This window comes from Methanosphaera sp. WGK6, assembly GCF_001729965.1.
Lineage (GTDB): Archaea > Methanobacteriota > Methanobacteria > Methanobacteriales > Methanobacteriaceae > Methanosphaera.
Genome location: NZ_JRWK01000018.1, coordinates 1 through 17,963 on the forward strand (window position 1 = coordinate 1; position 17,963 = coordinate 17,963).

Here is a 17,963-nt window from a genome sequence, read left to right on the forward strand (position 1 = left end):
AAAAAATATAGTGGTGTTGTGATGTTTTTTCTTGAAAAATATTTATATCTTAGATTAAACATATATATACTTATAAAATTAGTCATATGTATATATGTAACATAATGTAAAGGTAAATGAATATGGAATTTAACAAATGTACTTGTGTAAAAGTTAACAAAGAAAAAATGGATATGGTGAAAGCAAAAGGATTAAACTTACAAGATTTATTAGATAAGGCAATGGATGAAGAATTAAATTTAAACAATATTTCTAATAAAAAACAAAGAATAACTGAAATAGATGAAGAAATAGCAAAAATAACTAAAAAAAGAGATAAAGCATTAGCAGATTGTCAGAAAAAAATAGATATATTGATGAAAAATTTAATAGAATCAAAAAATCATGAAGAAGAAACATATAATAAGGAAATTAAACTTTTAGAACTTGAAAAAAAGTTACTAGAAACACAACTAGAATAATAGGTGATTAATTGTCTAAAAATATAGTAATACTAATGGGAAGTCCAAGAGAAAATGGAAATACAAACATACTTTGTGATGAATTCATAAAAGGTGCACAAACAAAAGATGTAAATATAAATAAAATAATAATTCAAAACCTAAACATTAACTACTGTATAGGGTGTAGTGAATGTTACAAACAAAATGAAAGATACTGTCTAGCATTTGATGATGATATGAAATACATATTAGATGAACTAGATAAAGCAGATATAATAGTATTTGCATCACCCGTATACTTCTACACAATAACAGGTCAAATGAAAACAGTAATTGATAGAATGACTCCAAGATATCAACAATTAGAAAACAAAGAATGCTATTACATAATACCTGGAATAACAGCAGATAAAACAAACCTTGAAAGAGCAGTTGAAGACTTTAGAGGATTCCTTGACTGTATGCCAAATCCTGTAGAAAAAGGAATGGTTCTTGCAACAGGAGTATGGGAAGAAGGCGATGTAAATGGTACAAAATTTATGAAAGAAGCATATGCTCTTGGAGAAAATATATAGGTAATTAAAATGTCTAATGAAACATGGTCAGTAAAAGGACCACTAGAATTAAATGATGGGACATGGGGTGAATTATTTTCAAAATGTGCAAATTTATTATATGAAATAAATAATCTTCACCCATCAAAACATGAAGAAAAAGAAGAATTACTAAATAAACTATTTGGAGAAATAGGTGAAGGTACAGAAGTACTACTACCATTCTATTGTAATATAGGATCAAATATTAAAATAGGTAAAAATGCTTTCATAAATAATAATTGTAACTTTCTAGATACAGATACAATTGAAATAGGTGATTATACATTACTTGGTCCTGGAGTCAATGTTATATGTGCAAATCATCCAGTATCTACTCGTGAAAGAATAAGACCTATTGATGATGAAATTGATGATGGAAAATACACATATATTGATGAAAAGGGTAACTATGATGATTCAATAGAATATACATTTGTAAATACAAAACAACCCGTTAAAATAGGTAAACGGTGTTGGATAGGTGCAAATACAATAATTCTACCAGGAGTTACCATTGGAGATAATGTGGTAATAGGTGCAGGAAGTATAGTAACTAAAGATGTACCAAATAATAAAATAGTAGCAGGAAGTCCTGCAAGAATAATCAGAGATAATGATTAAATTAATGAATTTTTAATTTAATAAAAAAAAATTAAGAAGTTTTTATAAAATAAGGAGTTTTGAGATTATGAAACAAATGGGATTCGGAATGATGAGGTTACCTCAAACAGATAAAAATGATGCAAAAAGTGTTAATCAAGAACAAGTAAATAAAATGGCAGAAGTATTCATGGAAAAAGGTTTTACTTATTTTGATACAGCATACCCCTACCATGATGGTGTAAGTGAAGTAGCACTAAGAAAATCAGTTGTTGAAAAATATCCTCGTGATTCATTCATAATAGCAGATAAATTACCAATATTTGCAATAAATAAGGAAGAACAATTAGAACCAATATTCAGTGAACAACTAGAAAGACTAGGTGTGGATTATTTTGATTATTACTTATTACACAATGTAAGTGGATTATCAGAAGCAGGATATATTGATGTAGATTCATTTAAATTTGCAATTGAAAAGAAAAAAGAAGGAAAAATTAAACATCTTGGTCTTTCATCACATGCAAATGCAGAATATCTTGACAATGTATTAAATCAATATCCTGAAATGGAATTCATACAATTACAAATGAACTACCTCGACTGGGAAAGTGAAGCAGTAGAATCAAGAAAAGTTTATGAAGTAGCACGTAAACATAATTTACCTGTAATTGTAATGGAACCATTAAAAGGTGGATTTTTATCAGATGTACCTGAAGAAGCTGAAAAATTAATGAGGGACTATAATGGACAATCACCTGTTGAATGGGCTCTTCGTTTTGTAGCAGGATTAGATGATGTATTCATGGTACTTTCAGGTGCAAGTTCTCTTGAACAAATAGAAGAAAATATGGACTTCTTTGAGGATATTAAACCATTAAATGATGAAGAACTAGAAATTATTGATAAAGTAGTGGATATAATCAACAGTCAAATTACAGTTCCATGTACAAAATGTAATTACTGTATCTCTTCATGTCCTAAAAACATAAATATTTCCTATATATTTGATTTATACAACCAAGAAATGATAGATCATCAAGTATTCACACCAATAGGTAATGCATATCTTAACTATTCTAAACTTGAAAAAACTGGCTTAGCATCTGAATGTATAGAATGTGGTGCATGTCAACAACATTGTCCACAAGAACTAGATATACCAAAATATCTTAAAGAAGCAGCTGAAATCTTTGAAACACCAATGTATGGATTTAATACTGAATAATTATTTTATTCTTTATTTTCACTTTTTTTTTACTTTGTTCTATTTTTCATTAAATTCAATAACTATTTTTAATAAATATAATAATTATAGGAGTATTATTTTTATGAAAAAGTTAGGATTTGGATTAATGAGATTACCATTACTTGATGAAGATGATGTTTCTAGTATTAACCAGGAATTATTCAATGAAATGGTAGATTTATTCATGAAGTGTGGTTTTACTTATTTTGACACAGCATATATTTATTTAAAAGGAAATAGTGAAAAATCATTTAAAAAAGCTGTTGTAGATAGATATCCTAGAGATTCATTTGTTGTTGCAGATAAATTACCTATATTTGATCTTGAATCTACTAGTCAAATGCAGGATGTATTTGAGGAACAATTAGAACGTTGTGGTGTAGATTACTTTGATTATTATCTGCTACATAACGTATCTACAAAACATGTTTCAAAGTTTACTGATATAGATTCATTTAAGTTTGTTAGAGATATGAAGGCTTGTGGAAAAATTAAACATATTGGTATTTCTTGTCATGATACTCCAGAATTTCTAGATAATATATTGACTAAACATCCTGAAATAGAATTTGTTCAGCTACAAATTAATTATCTTGACTGGATGGATAAGAATATTCAAGCTAGAAATTGTTATGATATTGTATGTAAACATGGCTTAAAAGTAGTTATAATGGAGCCTTTAAAGGGTGGGGCTTTAATTAATGTTCCACATGATGTTAAAGGATTATTTAAAAATTATGATGAAACTAGGAGTGTTGCTTCATGGGCTATGAGATTTAATCTTTCATTAGATAATGTTCTTGTAATATTGAGTGGTATGAAAAATATGGATGATTTACAAGATAATATTTCAACAGTAGATAACTTTAAAGGAATAAGCAAAGAAGAATCTAATATTTTAAACAAAGCTGTAGATATAATTAATGATACTAGTGCTATTAAATGTACTTCTTGTAATTATTGTATAGATAATTGTCCTGCTAATATTAATATTTCCAAGTTTTTTGAATTATATAATACTCAGAAATTATTGAACCAATCTCATTCGATTGCAATGTATTATAGGAATTATGTTTCTGATTCAAATCATAAAAAACCATCAGATTGTTTAAAGTGTAATAAATGTTTAGATTATTGTCCACAAAAATTAAATATTCCTGATAATTTGGATAAAGTAGGACAATTATTTGAATAGTGGAGAATAATTAATCATTATGGCTTGTGGTAATATTTCAATTTTTTTTTCTTTTGTTATTATAATATTTTTTCTTTATTCTATTATTTTATCATATGAGCATTTTTTCATTTAAAATTTTATAATTCATATTCTATTTTAATTTAAATGTCTACTAGTACCCCTATACCTATAGATAGTTTATATATTACTTAGAATATAATTAATAGTATAAATTTAAATTTATTCGTTAATTAAAGCGTAATTGATTTGATTTAATAAATAAGAATTTTTGGAGTGAAAAATATGCATGTGCCTGATGGAATAATTCCATTTAATTTTCTAATAATCTATGCAATAATAGCAATTATATTACTTGTATATGTATTCTACAATGCACGTGGAAAACAATTATCTGAGAAAAATATACCCTTAATAGCACTATTTGTGGTAGCTACAGTAATAGTTCAATTTATAGAATTACCTATAATTCCTTTGGCTTGTATTCATTTATCATTAATAGCAATAATAGCTTTATATGATGTGAAAACATCTATGATAGTTTACATGTTTGTAACTATAATACAAGCATTTCTAGGAGAAGGTGGCGTAAGTACACTTGGAATAAACTTACTTAACCTTGCAATAATAGCACCACTACTAGCATATGGAATATATCACATATTACATAAAATTAATAGGGATATTGCATTATTTGCATCAGGTTTTGGAGCAGTAGCAGTTATTGGATTAATTGTAGCAATTGAATATGCTGTAGCTGGAACACTACCTATTACTTATGGATTATACACTATAGTTCCTGTAGAAATATTTGTAGGTATACTTGAGGGAATTGCAACTGTTCTTGTAATGAGATTACTCAGTAAAGTTAAACCAGAATTAGTACCGGTAATGAATGATAACTAGTTTTTAGTTATTAAATAACTCTTTTTTTATATTTTTTTTTAATAAAGTTTAATTAGATTAATTAATATAATAATATTTAATTAACTATAATGGAAAATTATAATATGATTTCTGATAATAATGAAGCATTAACTATTTTTAATGAAATTACTGGATTAAATGAGTTATCAAGTAGTTTTAAAAATACACTTGATGAATTAAATTTAACAGAAACGGATGGTTATATTATTAAACTTAAACTAAATGATGAAATAATATCAGGAAAATTAACATCAGAACATATTGAAGATAGGTTAAATCTAATTTTAAACAAACTAGCTGCTGAAAAAACATGTGGAAATTATAGTTATAATTATTCCAAAGATATTTTACTCTTTTTACATAATCAAGAAGATAATAAATTAACATGTGATGAATGTAATCTACCAATATTGCCTATTGATAAATATTGCAGTCATTGTGGAAGTAAATGTACTCCAAAGATAGGATTATTTGACTTATTATCTAGTATAAATGCATCATATATTAAGCCAGGAGATATTATAAAGATTAATTTGGATAATACAATTGAAAAAACAACTTTTGAAGAAAAGCATATGATTATTGAAGAAAATATTTTGGATAATATAAGTTTAGAATCATTATATGATATTCAAATTAAAAAAAATCATCTAAATGTATTATTTACTAATGTTTTAGTACTTAATTATATTCAAAAACATGATAATATATCTAATATAACAAGTATTTGTGCTAGATATGATATTAATGATTCACAGGGTGTTATGCATAGTTTAATTAATAATGGCTTATTGGAGTTTAAAGTGGATCATAAAATTTATAATAAAGTTATGGATGTACTAGCAGTACTTGATATTAGAACTAATAAAATAAGTAGTGATAGACGGGTAAATCATTATTTGTTAACAAGGTATGGTGAACAATTCTTAAAAGACAATAATTATATTTTATTGTATGATGAGTATTTTAAGAATTCTGTAGTTGATGATATAGTATTATTTGATGAAATATACAATAATAATGAAAAATCAGGTAATGTGATGGTCTTGTTTATTAAGACTAAACGACTAGAATTTAGGGAAAATAATCAATTTGTTGAGTATTTATCTACATTTGATTTAGAAGCATATTATTATGAATCTATGGGTATGGTTGATGAGTGGATTCAAACATTATTTATGAAGTTTATTATTGGACTTAGTGAAAATTATTCTTCAAAATCACTAAAACCTATTGATTATGAGTTTACTAGTTATTTGATTAACCTATTGAAAAAAGAGTCATTGAGTTTATCCAATCTTAAAAATTATTTCTTTAATGCTTATGATAATTTAGATAATGCTAGTTTTATTTTTGATAGGAAAACTTGTTTTAATTATCTTTTAAGATGTTTTAATGGTGATGATATTAATAATATGAATTTTGAATTATATGATTTATGTAATGATTTGTAATTATATTTTATTTTTTCAGAATTTTTGCATATGATTTTTCAAAGTATTCCTTGTTTTTGTTTAATTTTTTATGTACTTCTTTATCATTACTTAGTTCATAACTTGTTATTAGTATGTTCATTAAGTAAACATTTCTAAGTATTGGATTGTTTATTGATGTATCTTGTGTACATATTGTTTTTGCTATTGGTTTTGTTTTATTTTTCTTAAATTCTTGTTTTATTTCTTCATATAGTGTTTTATCAATAAATGAGTCTAATATTTTTATTATACTTTCACTCATGCTTTTTCCAATTATAAATCCTCTTAGAATTATTGTTTTATCGTAATTTATTTGTTCACATATATTGTTGAATGAAGAATATGACACGTATTGTTCGGGAAGGTATGTTTTTTCTGTGCTACTTGCACAGTATTCACTTATGAGTAATAGTGATGGTATTGTTAGTATTGTTTGGACAAATGAGTCAAGCATTGTTGTTTTCTTGACATTCCAGATGTACATTAGTATTTCTTTAATTATTTCATTAAATAAGTGGTGTGTTAGTTCATGGAGTATTGTTGCTATTTGTATTGCTGGGTCAAATTGTTGGTCAATACAGAGTATGTTATATGCATATTCTCCATAATTGTTTCCTTTGTTTTTGTAGATTACTTTTGTGTAGGCTTCTGCGATTGCTGTTATGCGTTCTAGAGGGGACATATTTTTTTTGTAGATTATTTTGTTTTCACCCGTTGTTATTATGTTTTCTATTATTACTTCATATGCTTCTATTGTTAGTATTTTATCGGTTAGGTTGTGATAGTGTTTTTCTGTGAAGAGTTCTGTTATATTGTTTATTTGTCTTGTTTCTTCTTTGAAGTTATGAAGGTATTCCTCACAGTTTTTACAATGTGTTTGTTGTGTGTTGTTTTTTGTACCACAGTTTGAACAATAGATTGTCTTTGTCATAGTAATCAAGTTTTTGGATGGTATTTATTTTATTTCTTTGATTAGTGCATCTACTAGTTTGAGGATTTTGGGATTGCATTCATGGTATACCCATATGCCTTCTTTTTCACTTGTTATAAATCCTGCATTTTTTAGTATTTTTAGGTGGTGTGATATGTTTGATTGTGGTTTTTGTAGTACTTCTTGTATTGCACATGTACATTTTAGTCCATTTCCGAGTAGGTAGATTATTTTTAGTCTTGTTGGATCGGATAGTGCTTTTAGTTTTTCGGAGTATTCTTCAAATTCTTCTGTTGTTGGAAGTGTTTGGTTTAACTCCGTTAATTCTTTTATATTTTCTTTTTTTAGTTCTTCATGATTCATATTATTTTAGCATCCTATAAAAATTGTTGAATATTATGTTTATATTTGTTTTTTTATTTTTATAAAATTAGGTGTGGTTTTTGAAGAAAAATAAATAACCTTTTATTGTTTTAAAGGTTAAATATTTTATTTTTGATAAATAAATTTAATTTTTATTCGTGTTTTTTAGAGTTCATAGGATAAAATTTGTTTTATTTTTAAAAATTAACTTTTTATTAATTTTATGTAGTTATTGTAGTTTTTTTTGAATTAAATGTAATATTTCGTGTTTTGGGTGTTTTTATTACTTTTTAATTCATTTATTTTTTTATCTAAATAACTATGTATATATCAATATATGTTAATATATATGTTTTATGGTTATTTTTTGAAAAACATTTATATAGTAGATGTAATATATTTCTTACATGTAAGATATTTTTTACATTTATTTTGGTGGTGATAACCATGAAAACAAAAATTAATTACTTCGTAAAAAACTCAAATTTAAATCAAGAACAAATACTTAAAAAAATAAATATTTCTCAAAAAACATGGGATGCAATAATTGATGAAAAATATGTACCAACACTTCTAACAGCACATAAAATAACCAAAGCACTAAATTGTAATCATATTGATGAAGTATTTTTTGAATAAAAAAAAGGTGTAAACAATGATATTGGACATCTATAAAGATTCGTTAGAATACAATACTCAAAATATTAAAACAATATTAACTCTAGGAATACCCACTATGTTACTTGCAGTATTATCAATACTCATGTTATACAATATAATCTATTTCAAGGGTAATCTACGAATAAATCTATTTGGAATAATTATTGTTTTATCAATAATTTCCATAGTATTCATAGAAGGTTATAATTATAGAATAATTCAAACAGCAACACATGGATTAATTAATGGTTGTGACAAATTACCATTATTTAATAATTATAAGAAACTGCTGATTGATGGAATAAAGGTAAGTATAATTAAAATAATATACCATATAATTCCAATAACTTTAATCTACTTATCAATAAATAGACCATTACTATGTATACCTGCTATATTAATATATGTATTAATGAAAATATTATTCATGATTGCCATAGCTAACATGAGTATTACTAATAAAATGAAATCTTATCAGTTTATTATTGAACCATATATTTTAATGATTAATAGTAGAGCCACAGGTTTAATTTATAATATTAAATAAGAATTACTATATTTATGATTAGTTTCTTATAGAACTAAAATTTTTTTATAAAATTTGTGTAGGTGAAAGGATATATTTAAATACTTGGTGTAATATATTTTTTACATAATGTATTTCTTAAACAAGTATTAATAAAAAAAGGTGACACAATGAAAACAAACATAAGCTATTTGAGAAAAGCATTAAATTTAAGTCAACAAGAATTAGCAGACAAAACAGGTGTTACAAGACAAACAATAAATGTCTTAGAAAATGGGCGATATAATCCATCATTAATGGTTGCATATAAAATAACTAAAATATTAGAATGTAAACATATAGAAGATGTGTTTATATTAGATGAAAATGAAGATAATGAGGACTAAAAAAATGATATTAGATATTTATAAAGATGCTTTTGAATATAGTGTTCAAGATGTAAAAACACTAATAATAATGGGAATAATGGTATTCTTAAGCTTTCTAATAATTCCCCTATTCATGCTTACAGGATATGAATACAGAGTAATAAAAACAGCAGTAAATGGAATGATTAATGGTGATGAAAAATTACCATCTTTTGACAACTGGGAAAAAATGATAGTAGATGGAATCAAAGTATGTCTAATAAAACTAGTATACTTACTAATACCCATACTACTAACATTAATCTCTATAAAATATGTATCTGGACTAATAATCATAGCACTAATAGCATTCATAGTATTTGACATGTTATCCATGGTTGGAATAGCTAACATGGTAAATCATAATGATGATATAAAAGCAGCATTTACTAATGATGTAATAGATATAATACGATCCATTGGTATTTTCAAATACCTAGAATTCTATTTAGGTATGATTATAATAAATTTAGTGATAAATACAGTGTACTTTGCATTAATTTCCCTAATAATATTCCTATTTTTAGGAATTTCAATATACAGCATATTATCAGGACCAGCAATCATACTAGCTATAGCAACATCACTTTTATGTTCACTAGCATATTCATTCATTGTAGCTCCATATATACTAGTATTTAACAGTAGAATAACTGGTTTAATATACAATATTAGATAAAAATTTTAAAAATATATAATAATCTAAAAACAAATTCAAGTTTAGAATCCTAAAGTTCTAAACATTTTATTCTTTTTTTTTCTAATAAAAATTTAGCATTTCTTTAAAAAAAATAATTAAAGTGGAATTTTATATATTAAAGAATTTCTTAGTATTTCTTGTCACATGTTCTGCAAGTTCATCAGGGTTTATATTCATTTCCTTAGCAATTCTATTTAATATATGTGGTAGGTATTTTGGTTCATTACGATTCTTTTTAGGTTTTGTCTTGAAATCTCTTGGAAGAAGAAATGGTCCATCAGTTTCAATCATTAGCTTTTCTGGTGGTATAACTTTTATTGCTTTAAGAAGTTCTTGGTTACGACGTTCATCACAAATCCAGCCAGTTACACCAATATAACAGCCAAGATCAAGATAGTCTTCAGCTTCATATTTGGTTCCTGTAAAACAATGTACAACAGATCTTTTAGCTACATTTTCATGTTTTCTAAGTATTTTTGCAAAATCATCATATGCTTCTCTGTCATGGAGAAATACTGGCATATCTAGTTCTTCTGCAAGTTTAACTTGTTCTTCAAACCATTTACGTTGTATATTTTGTGGTGAATAGTTACGATTATAATCAAGTCCACATTCCCCTATAGCTACTACACAATCATTTACTGCAAGTTTTCTTAGGGTATCTATTGTATATTCATCACATGTCTTTGCATCATGTGGATGAACACCACATGTAGAATAGAGTACTCCTGGGTATTTACTTGCATATTCTGCTGCACTAATACTTGAGGCTATACTACTACCTGTGATAATAGCCTTTGTCACTCCAACATTCTCTGCTTCTTTCATAACATTGTGTCTGTCCTTACTGTATGATTTATGCATTAAGTTAAGACCTATATCTATAAGTTCCATAATATGTGTTTCCTATTTTCTATAATTTTATTATATTTTTTTTAATATTTAGTTTTTGGAATAAAATAAGAATTTTTTTTTAAAAAAAAGTAGGGTTTTGGAGGTTATCCAAGTAGTGCACTTCCAATGGAAATAGTAAGGTTTGCTTCAATATATGCTGCTATAAAAAGTAGTACTGCAATAATTAACATAAGTATTATAGCATCTACTACCATTTTAAGTCCACTAAATAGGTGGTCTTTAAAGGATGCATTTTTATTTCTAGAAAATCCACTAAGTATTCTTAGTATTGCTTGTGTTATTCTAAATCCAGCAGCTCCCGCAAGTATTATTCCTGCTAATTCTACAATTCCATGTGGTAGTGTATATGATAGGAAGTAGGTTATTGGAAGAGTAGATCCCATGTATCCAATAAATAATGCATTATATATTATTAAATATATTGTTGTAACACTAAGGTATGCTCCGCCAATAAACATATTTATAGCTACACTATAATTGTTCATGAATAGGTAGTTTGTGGATAATGTTACTGTTCCTTGTTGTACTCCTTGTTGCATTTGTTGTATTCCTGGAAGTACTAATGACTGGAATACTGATGGGTAGAAGTATCCTAGTAACATGAATACTAGTAATATAGTTAATGATAGAAGTATATGATATTTTATTCTATGGAAATATATTATAATGTATCTTTTTATGGATTTATTATCTTCATTTAGTTGAAACTTCTTATCTAATTGGAAGTCATAGATATTTGTATATGTATGATTAACACAGTCTATAAATAGTTGTGATATAAATGCACATATTATTATAAATGCATATGTTGGATTAACTTGTATGTATACAGCTAGTATTGCAATTATTGATACTGGATATATGATTTTCTTTAAATTATTTTCTGCAAAGAATGTTATGATAAGTGTAGATACTACTACAAGGGGTAGTTCTATATCCATTATGTCTGGCATTTTAACTTGTGCTGTCCATGCTGATGCAATATATATGAGTACTGCTAGTATTGTTGTTACAAGATATATATTAATGTCAGATACTACTTTTTTATCATAGATTTTTTTATCTGCCTTGAAGTCTAGGTTATCTTTTATATTGTTAATTCTGGTGTATATACTTTTTTCATCTTTTCGTTTTTGTTGTTCTTCTATTGTTTTGTCATTTATAATTTTCTTCACAGCATATTTATCTTCTACTTTTTCTTTTATTTCTGGTTTTATTTGTTCTTTTTTTATAGAGGTTTTAACTTGTGTTATAGTTTCATTATTTTCTATATCTTCAATATCTACAGAATCTATTTCAAGAATATCATCTGAAAGTTCAATTATATCCTCTTCTACCATGTGATTCCTCCTCTTATTGTTTGTATGTTAAGATTAATCTATTAATCTTTTTTTCTATAATATACTAATCAATGTATAATATTTGTACATTTTATATTATATTATTAGTTAAATAAAGTATATATAATTATCAAAAAAACAAGTAAATAATAATTATAGTAAATGAAAATATAACTAACTTAATATATAATTAACAAAATAGAATTTATTATAGAAATTTGGTGAAAACATGCAAATAAAAGTATCATTATTTAATTCCACAACAAATGATCTTGCAATAGTTATAGATTTACTAAGGGCAAGTACAACAATAAATGTAGCACTTAAAAAATTCAACAAAGTAATTCCAGTAAATAATGAAGAAAAAGCACTTAAAATAAAAGAAACAGAAGATGCAATACTTGCAGGAGAACAAGATTTAAAAGTTCCAGAAAGCTTTGATATATCAAATTCTCCAAAAGCAGTACAAGAAAAGAGTGCTGATGTACTAGTGCTTAAAACAACCAATGGAACAAAGGTACTTGAATCCATAAAGATGAGAAATAATAATGTTAAAGTACTTGTTGGAACAGCAATCAATGCAAAAGCTGTAGCACAAAAAGCAATAGAACTTGCAACAGATGAGATTGAATTAATTATGGCTGGTCGACATGAGGAATTTACAATAGAAGATGCAATAGGTGTAGGTTTAATAATACAGGAAATAATAGAAATTAGTAAAGAATTAGATATTGATATAAAATTAGAAGAATCTGCATTAGCTGCTAAATTATTAACTGATAATACTGATAAAGCAGTACAATTAATTAAAAATTCTTTAAGTGGACAGAGATTAGTTAGTTTAGGTTATGGGGATGATGTGGGAATTTGTCAAGAAATAAATACAATTGATTTTGCATCTATTTATGATGATGGTCAAATTACTAAGTTATAACTAAACTATATTTCTTTTATAATTTGATAGATGCATGGTTTTTTTAGTAACCATGATGTTCAAGTACATGATACATTTTATATCTTGGTATTCGTAGTATATCATGTGTATTTTTTGTATTATATATTGGTGATAATTCTGTTGTTTCTAGAAATACTCTACCTTCAGCTATTTTAATTAGTAGTTTCATATCACCTGGTGTTACTACTTTTTCAGGATTTTCTAGGATAGAATCTATATCTTCATTTAATTTAATTATTTTCACTGCTATTTGTCCATCATAGGGTATTTCATTTTCTATACAATATTCTAGTAAGTACTTATGATAGTTTTTTATAAATTGTAGTTCTTCTTTAAAGCCTAGATTGTTCAGTGTTAATTTTTTATTATTCATAATACCATTTTCTTTTATTTTTTTTGTACTGGTATTATTTTTGATTTTAATATTATCTAATCTTTTTTATTTTTTTTAGAATAAAGTATTTTATTTATATTTGGTGTAGAGGTAGTATTTCTTTTAAAAAAGAGTTTAAGGAAAGTTTTCTATTCATCTTCTATTTCAATTGATTTAAGTTCTTCTTTTCTAAGTGCTAATGAAAAGCCTTGTATTTTTACTTCTACTGGATATCCTAGTGGTGCTTTTCTTTGGAATTTAATTGGTGTTCCACTTACTAATCCCATTTCTCTTAGATGTTTTCCAAGTGATCCTTTTACTTTATGTTTTTTTATGATTCCTGTTTCTCCTAAGTTTAAATCATCTGCAGTTCTAGTCATTTTTTTTACTCCTTTTTTATTAGTTGTGAAAATAAAATTCTTTGTTTTATTTTATTGTTTTTAATAATTATTTCAACCTATTATACTTATACCCCTATAGGTATAATATATACTATACCCCCCAAGATATATAAATATTTCATACATAAAAACAGGAAATACTTTAAAAAAAATCAAAAAACAACAAATAAACAAACAATAAATAAACAACATTTATAAATAATATAAACAATCAACTATCAATAAGATAAAAAAAAATTAATCAAAAACATAAAAAAAGGAGAACAACACTTGAATAAACAACAACTCAAAAAAATATTCTGGAACCCAATCGCATTCTTCATAAGCTTCTTCATGAGCCTATTAATGCCACTAATATTTGCACTACCCAATGGAATGCCATTAGTAGTATGTCTAGAACTATGGCCAATAAGATGGCTAGTAGCATACCTACTAGTAACACTATTTGTAAATAAAATATCATTCAAACTAGCACAAGAAATATTCGGATTTAAACCAGGATTATAAAAAAAATCCCCATCACCTCCATTATAACATAATTCAAAACACTTATTTTAAAACATTTACTAAATTATAACAACCAAATCAAAGATAAATATACAATAACAAGAAATAAAATAAGGAGTACAACTAATGAAAAAAATATGCATATTTGATTTTGATGGAACACTATACAATACAATGCCTGATGTAGCAAAAAGACTTGACCAAACACTAAAACAAGAAAAATTTCCTCAACTAACATACACAGAGTATGAACAAGCAGTAGGAGGAGATATAAATCAAATAATGGATAAAATACTAAAAAACAACAGCACACCAGAAAACATAAAAAAACTAAGAAACACCTATGAAAAACTAACAAAAACAATACCTGATGAAGCATCCAAACCATACCCTGGAATACAAGAACTCCTAGAAAAAATACAAGAAAAAAACATAAAAATAGCAATAAATTCAAATAGACATACAGAAAACATACAAAACTACACTAAAAAACACTTAAAAGATATTAACTTCACAGATATCAAAGGATACAATCCAAAAACACCATCCAAACCAGACCCAACTGACCTATTAAACATAATAGAAAAACATAAAATCAAAAAAGAAGATGCAATATACATAGGAGATACACAAACAGATATAAAAACCGCAAAAAATGCTGGAATTGATTGTGTAATAGTAACATGGGGACAAGGAACAAGTAATGACTATAAAAATAAATATATAATAAAAGCAATAGATAAACCATCCCAACTACTAGAATTAATTCTCTAAAAAAAATAAAAAATAAAAGATAGGATGTTTCCTTTTATTGAGGTGATAATAAAAAGTTATAGTAGATTAAAAACTTATATAGCAGTCCATCCACCATCTACACATATTAATTGTCCAGTACAGAAACTAGAAGCATCAGATGCAAGATAAATTGCTAAACCATCAAGTTCTCCTGGTTCTCCAAGACGTCCCATTGGACAGTATGCTTGAATTAAGTCCATAAATCCATCCATATCTACAGATTCTTGAGTTAATTCAGTTGCAAATACTGCTGGACCAATTGCATTACATGTAATATTATATTTTGCCCATTCAACTGCTAAGTTTTTAGTTAAATTCATTACTCCACCTTTTGCTGCAGAGTATGCACTAATTCCTCCTCCTGGGAAGATTACTCTAGAATGTATTGAACCAATGTTAATTATTTTTCCATAGTTTTGTTCAATCATTACTTTTCCTACTTCTTTACAACAGTAGTATACACCACTAAGGTCTACTTCAATATGTTGTCTCCATTCTTCTGTTGGTTGATCCATAACCATTTTGTTATTTCCCATACCTGCAGAGTTGATTAATATATCAATTCTTCCATAGTGGTCTACAACTTTTTTCACAGATTCTTGAATATTTTCCACATCAGTTACATCAGTTACTGCATAGATTACTTCAGTTCCAAATTCTTCTTCAATTTCTTTTTTGTTTTCTTGTAATCTTTCTTCTCTTCTAGCAAATAATGCTAATTTTACACCTTGACTTGCTAATGCTTTTGCCATTTGAAGTCCTAGTCCTGAGGATGATCCAGTTACAACTGCTACTTTATCTTTAATGTCAAAATAATTTTTCATATTTTTATTCTCCTTAACTTATGTATTAATTAAATTAATATCGGAAATTAATTTCCTTTAACTTCTATTACAATATTTATCATGATTTATTATTATAGTTTTCGGTATCCATCATGATTTATAATGACAATAATTATACTCCAAAAACAAAATAAACAAATAAAACAAGAAAAATAAGCATATAATTAAATTAAAAAATTAATATAAAAAAAAGAAGACCAAAAACTATGAAAAATAAGAAAAATAAGAAAAATATGGTGAAAAAATATTCTATTTTGATTTAATTTAAAGAATACTCTTTAGTGTTGGAATCATCTTTTTTTATCTCAACACCATTAGGATAATATACTTTATCAATAATTCTTGCGTTAGAATTATATAATAATTTTTCTGTATGGTAAGTAAATACAAAATTACCTCCTCTAGGATATGAGAATTGTACTTTTTCATGGTCTCTAGGTTGATTAGTTAAAATATGATTTATACCACTACTTCCAATTGTAGTTCCACTGTATTGTAAACCTTCTTCACTAGTAGTTTTTAAATCCCAATTAACAATGCTCAATGTATTTGGATCACATTTTGCAACTAACATGCCTGTATCATAATCCATGTAATACATAGTACCATTTTCATCACGAGTAGCAAATTGATAACCTTTAGATCCTACTTCTGTATCCATACCAAAAAATGTCATATTTTCCCCACTAGCATTAATTCGAGTATTTGTATTATCAGCAGTATTGCTTGTAGTATTTTTTGTGTCTGTATCATTTGTTGTAGTTGGTGCAGTATTTTGATCACTTGTTCCTCCACCCATTACTGCCATTATAATTATTCCTAAACAGCATACTGCTGCAATAATTCCGATGATTTTCTTTTTATCACTTCTACCATCAGAGTTAAGATTTAATCTCATATTAATCCTCCATATAAAAATATATAATATTTTATTGCTTTTATGATGATTCCTAAACCTAATCCTCCAAGTAGTCCTGTGATAAGTCTTAAGTAGTTATTACTTTCTCTATCATATAGTAGTTGTGTTGTTCCATCAAGAAATGCTGGAAGTAGTAGTATTATTGAGAATATTATTAATTGTTTGCTGTAGTTAACAAAAAAGTAATATGTGTATGTGTAGTATACAATTAGGCTTGTGTAGAAGCCTGTGCAGCGTGCACATACGGGGAATTGATGTTTTCCTATAAAAAAGCTTCTCTCAGGTTTTCTGTGGCAGATATAGTTTATTAGTTTCATCTTAATCATAAATTTATCCATATATATATATTTCGGTAAATATTTGGAATTTATATAGTATATAAGTTTATATTATTTGTTATTTTAAAAATTAAGTGGATTAAATATGTTTTTTTAAAAGAGGTATTTAGTGGGATAAATATTCTCTAAGTGTTGGTACATATTGGTCTGCAATTAACCAGAGCATCATTACAAATAAACATCCATATATAATGATTGGTGGGTAAAATAAATATCCAATGATAAATATTATTATAAATGCTATTAATTCATATACTGAGTATCTCATCCCATTTTTTAAGTATACTTGTAGTGCTATATTTGCAGGATCACTTCTTCGTATAATTGCTGATTGAATTATGTAATATAAGTGGGATATGAAAAATATTAATCCAAAGCATAGTTGTGCAAAGAAGTTGTTAAAGTTTTCCATAACCATTACTGTTGTATATGGAAGAAATGTTACTATGAAAACACCTATAATACTACTCCATACAACTGAATCAGTTAGTTTGTTAATTTTT

The 17,963-nt window shown here is 26.3% G+C and carries 23 protein-coding genes and 1 pseudogene; 14 read left to right on the top strand and 10 right to left on the bottom strand.

The annotated features are described in order from the left end of the window. The first annotated feature begins 122 nt into the window (after positions 1-122). From NL43_RS07595 to NL43_RS07625, 7 genes are all read left to right on the top strand, one after another. Positions 123-461 (top strand): hypothetical protein, encoded by a 339-nt coding sequence (locus NL43_RS07595; protein ID WP_069593454.1) that lies wholly within the window; start codon positions 123-125, stop codon positions 459-461. Between the two features lie 11 nt (positions 462-472). Then, the gene (locus tag NL43_RS07600) at positions 473-1,018 is read left to right on the top strand and encodes a flavodoxin family protein (RefSeq protein ID WP_069593455.1); all 546 of its coding nucleotides are present in this window, start codon (positions 473-475) and stop codon (positions 1,016-1,018) included. Between the two features lie 9 nt (positions 1,019-1,027). After that, a complete protein-coding gene (locus NL43_RS08510) occupies positions 1,028-1,660 on the top strand; it encodes a sugar O-acetyltransferase (RefSeq protein WP_084790466.1) in 633 nt (210 codons plus the stop codon). Positions 1,661-1,727: 67 nt separating this feature from the next. After that, on the top strand, positions 1,728-2,867 hold the full coding sequence (locus NL43_RS07610; RefSeq protein ID WP_069593456.1) for an aldo/keto reductase: 1,140 nt from the start codon (positions 1,728-1,730) through the stop codon (positions 2,865-2,867). Between the two features lie 103 nt (positions 2,868-2,970). After that, complete coding sequence (locus NL43_RS07615; protein WP_069593457.1) at positions 2,971-4,083, top strand: aldo/keto reductase; 1,113 nt, start codon at positions 2,971-2,973, stop codon at positions 4,081-4,083. Positions 4,084-4,368: 285 nt separating this feature from the next. Beyond that, positions 4,369-4,989, top strand: a complete 621-nt coding sequence (locus NL43_RS07620) for an energy-coupling factor ABC transporter permease (protein WP_069593458.1) — start codon at positions 4,369-4,371, stop codon at positions 4,987-4,989. Positions 4,990-5,093: 104 nt separating this feature from the next. Further along, positions 5,094-6,464 carry a hypothetical protein gene (locus NL43_RS07625; RefSeq protein ID WP_069593459.1) on the top strand — a complete coding sequence of 457 codons (1,371 nt, stop codon included), beginning with the start codon at positions 5,094-5,096 and terminating at the stop codon, positions 6,462-6,464. Positions 6,465-6,471: 7 nt separating this feature from the next. On the opposite strand, the gene NL43_RS07630 is transcribed toward NL43_RS07625, so the two are convergent. Together NL43_RS07630 and NL43_RS07635 are read right to left on the bottom strand one after the other, a co-directional pair. Continuing rightward, positions 6,472-7,416, bottom strand: a complete 945-nt coding sequence (locus NL43_RS07630; protein ID WP_069593460.1) for a hypothetical protein — start codon at positions 7,414-7,416, stop codon at positions 6,472-6,474. 24 nt (positions 7,417-7,440) lie between these two features. Further along, positions 7,441-7,779 (bottom strand): helix-turn-helix transcriptional regulator, encoded by a 339-nt coding sequence (locus tag NL43_RS07635; protein ID WP_084790467.1) that lies wholly within the window; start codon positions 7,777-7,779, stop codon positions 7,441-7,443. A 447-nt stretch (positions 7,780-8,226) separates the two neighbouring features. Here NL43_RS07635 and NL43_RS07640 point away from each other — a divergent pair, with 447 nt between their 5' ends. The 4 genes from NL43_RS07640 to NL43_RS07655 all read left to right on the top strand — a co-directional run bounded on the left by NL43_RS07640 (position 8,227) and on the right by NL43_RS07655 (position 10,051). Next, entirely contained in the window at positions 8,227-8,418 is a 192-nt protein-coding gene (locus NL43_RS07640; RefSeq protein ID WP_069593461.1) for a helix-turn-helix transcriptional regulator, read from the top strand. 16 nt (positions 8,419-8,434) lie between these two features. Continuing rightward, the gene (locus NL43_RS07645; RefSeq protein WP_069593462.1) at positions 8,435-8,986 is read left to right on the top strand and encodes a DUF4013 domain-containing protein; all 552 of its coding nucleotides are present in this window, start codon (positions 8,435-8,437) and stop codon (positions 8,984-8,986) included. A 149-nt stretch (positions 8,987-9,135) separates the two neighbouring features. Then, entirely contained in the window at positions 9,136-9,351 is a 216-nt protein-coding gene (locus NL43_RS07650; RefSeq protein ID WP_069593463.1) for a helix-turn-helix transcriptional regulator, read from the top strand. Between the two features lie 4 nt (positions 9,352-9,355). Continuing rightward, the gene (locus NL43_RS07655) at positions 9,356-10,051 is read left to right on the top strand and encodes a DUF4013 domain-containing protein (RefSeq protein WP_069593464.1); all 696 of its coding nucleotides are present in this window, start codon (positions 9,356-9,358) and stop codon (positions 10,049-10,051) included. A 129-nt stretch (positions 10,052-10,180) separates the two neighbouring features. Here NL43_RS07655 and NL43_RS07660 read toward each other — a convergent pair whose 3' ends face one another. Together NL43_RS07660 and NL43_RS07665 are read right to left on the bottom strand one after the other, a co-directional pair. Continuing rightward, positions 10,181-10,969 (bottom strand): TatD family hydrolase, encoded by a 789-nt coding sequence (locus NL43_RS07660; protein ID WP_143741340.1) that lies wholly within the window; start codon positions 10,967-10,969, stop codon positions 10,181-10,183. Between the two features lie 101 nt (positions 10,970-11,070). Next, a complete protein-coding gene (locus NL43_RS07665) occupies positions 11,071-12,327 on the bottom strand; it encodes a stage II sporulation protein M (RefSeq protein WP_069593466.1) in 1,257 nt (418 codons plus the stop codon). 229 nt (positions 12,328-12,556) lie between these two features. On the opposite strand from NL43_RS07665, the gene comB reads away from it, so the two are divergent. Continuing rightward, positions 12,557-13,261: a 2-phosphosulfolactate phosphatase gene (gene comB, locus NL43_RS07670; protein WP_069593467.1), complete on the top strand. Its 705-nt coding sequence runs from the start codon at positions 12,557-12,559 to the stop codon at positions 13,259-13,261. 43 nt (positions 13,262-13,304) lie between these two features. On the opposite strand, the gene NL43_RS07675 is transcribed toward comB, so the two are convergent. Both NL43_RS07675 and NL43_RS07680 read right to left on the bottom strand, forming a co-directional pair. Then, positions 13,305-13,655 carry a hypothetical protein gene (locus NL43_RS07675; protein ID WP_069593468.1) on the bottom strand — a complete coding sequence of 117 codons (351 nt, stop codon included), beginning with the start codon at positions 13,653-13,655 and terminating at the stop codon, positions 13,305-13,307. Positions 13,656-13,804: 149 nt separating this feature from the next. Continuing rightward, positions 13,805-14,035, bottom strand: coding sequence for a FeoA family protein (locus NL43_RS07680; protein ID WP_069593469.1), 231 nt, complete (start codon positions 14,033-14,035; stop codon positions 13,805-13,807). A 291-nt stretch (positions 14,036-14,326) separates the two neighbouring features. Here NL43_RS07680 and NL43_RS07685 point away from each other — a divergent pair, with 291 nt between their 5' ends. Together NL43_RS07685 and NL43_RS07690 are read left to right on the top strand one after the other, a co-directional pair. After that, positions 14,327-14,563: a hypothetical protein gene (locus NL43_RS07685; RefSeq protein WP_069593470.1), complete on the top strand. Its 237-nt coding sequence runs from the start codon at positions 14,327-14,329 to the stop codon at positions 14,561-14,563. Between the two features lie 126 nt (positions 14,564-14,689). Next, positions 14,690-15,337 carry an HAD family hydrolase gene (locus tag NL43_RS07690; RefSeq protein WP_069593471.1) on the top strand — a complete coding sequence of 216 codons (648 nt, stop codon included), beginning with the start codon at positions 14,690-14,692 and terminating at the stop codon, positions 15,335-15,337. Positions 15,338-15,411: 74 nt separating this feature from the next. On the opposite strand, the gene NL43_RS07695 is transcribed toward NL43_RS07690, so the two are convergent. From NL43_RS07695 to NL43_RS08315, 4 genes and pseudogenes are all read right to left on the bottom strand, one after another. Further along, entirely contained in the window at positions 15,412-16,182 is a 771-nt protein-coding gene (locus NL43_RS07695) for an SDR family NAD(P)-dependent oxidoreductase (RefSeq protein ID WP_069593472.1), read from the bottom strand. Positions 16,183-16,462: 280 nt separating this feature from the next. After that, on the bottom strand, positions 16,463-17,101 hold the full coding sequence (locus tag NL43_RS07700; protein ID WP_069593473.1) for a hypothetical protein: 639 nt from the start codon (positions 17,099-17,101) through the stop codon (positions 16,463-16,465). Further along, complete coding sequence (locus NL43_RS07705) at positions 17,098-17,448, bottom strand: DUF2085 domain-containing protein (protein WP_371325650.1); 351 nt, start codon at positions 17,446-17,448, stop codon at positions 17,098-17,100. Before NL43_RS07705 ends, NL43_RS07700 begins: the two co-directional genes overlap by 4 nt. Before the next feature lie 118 nt (positions 17,449-17,566). Next, positions 17,567-17,963 (bottom strand): annotated as a pseudogene (locus tag NL43_RS08315) (DUF1211 domain-containing protein); the annotation flags it as partial.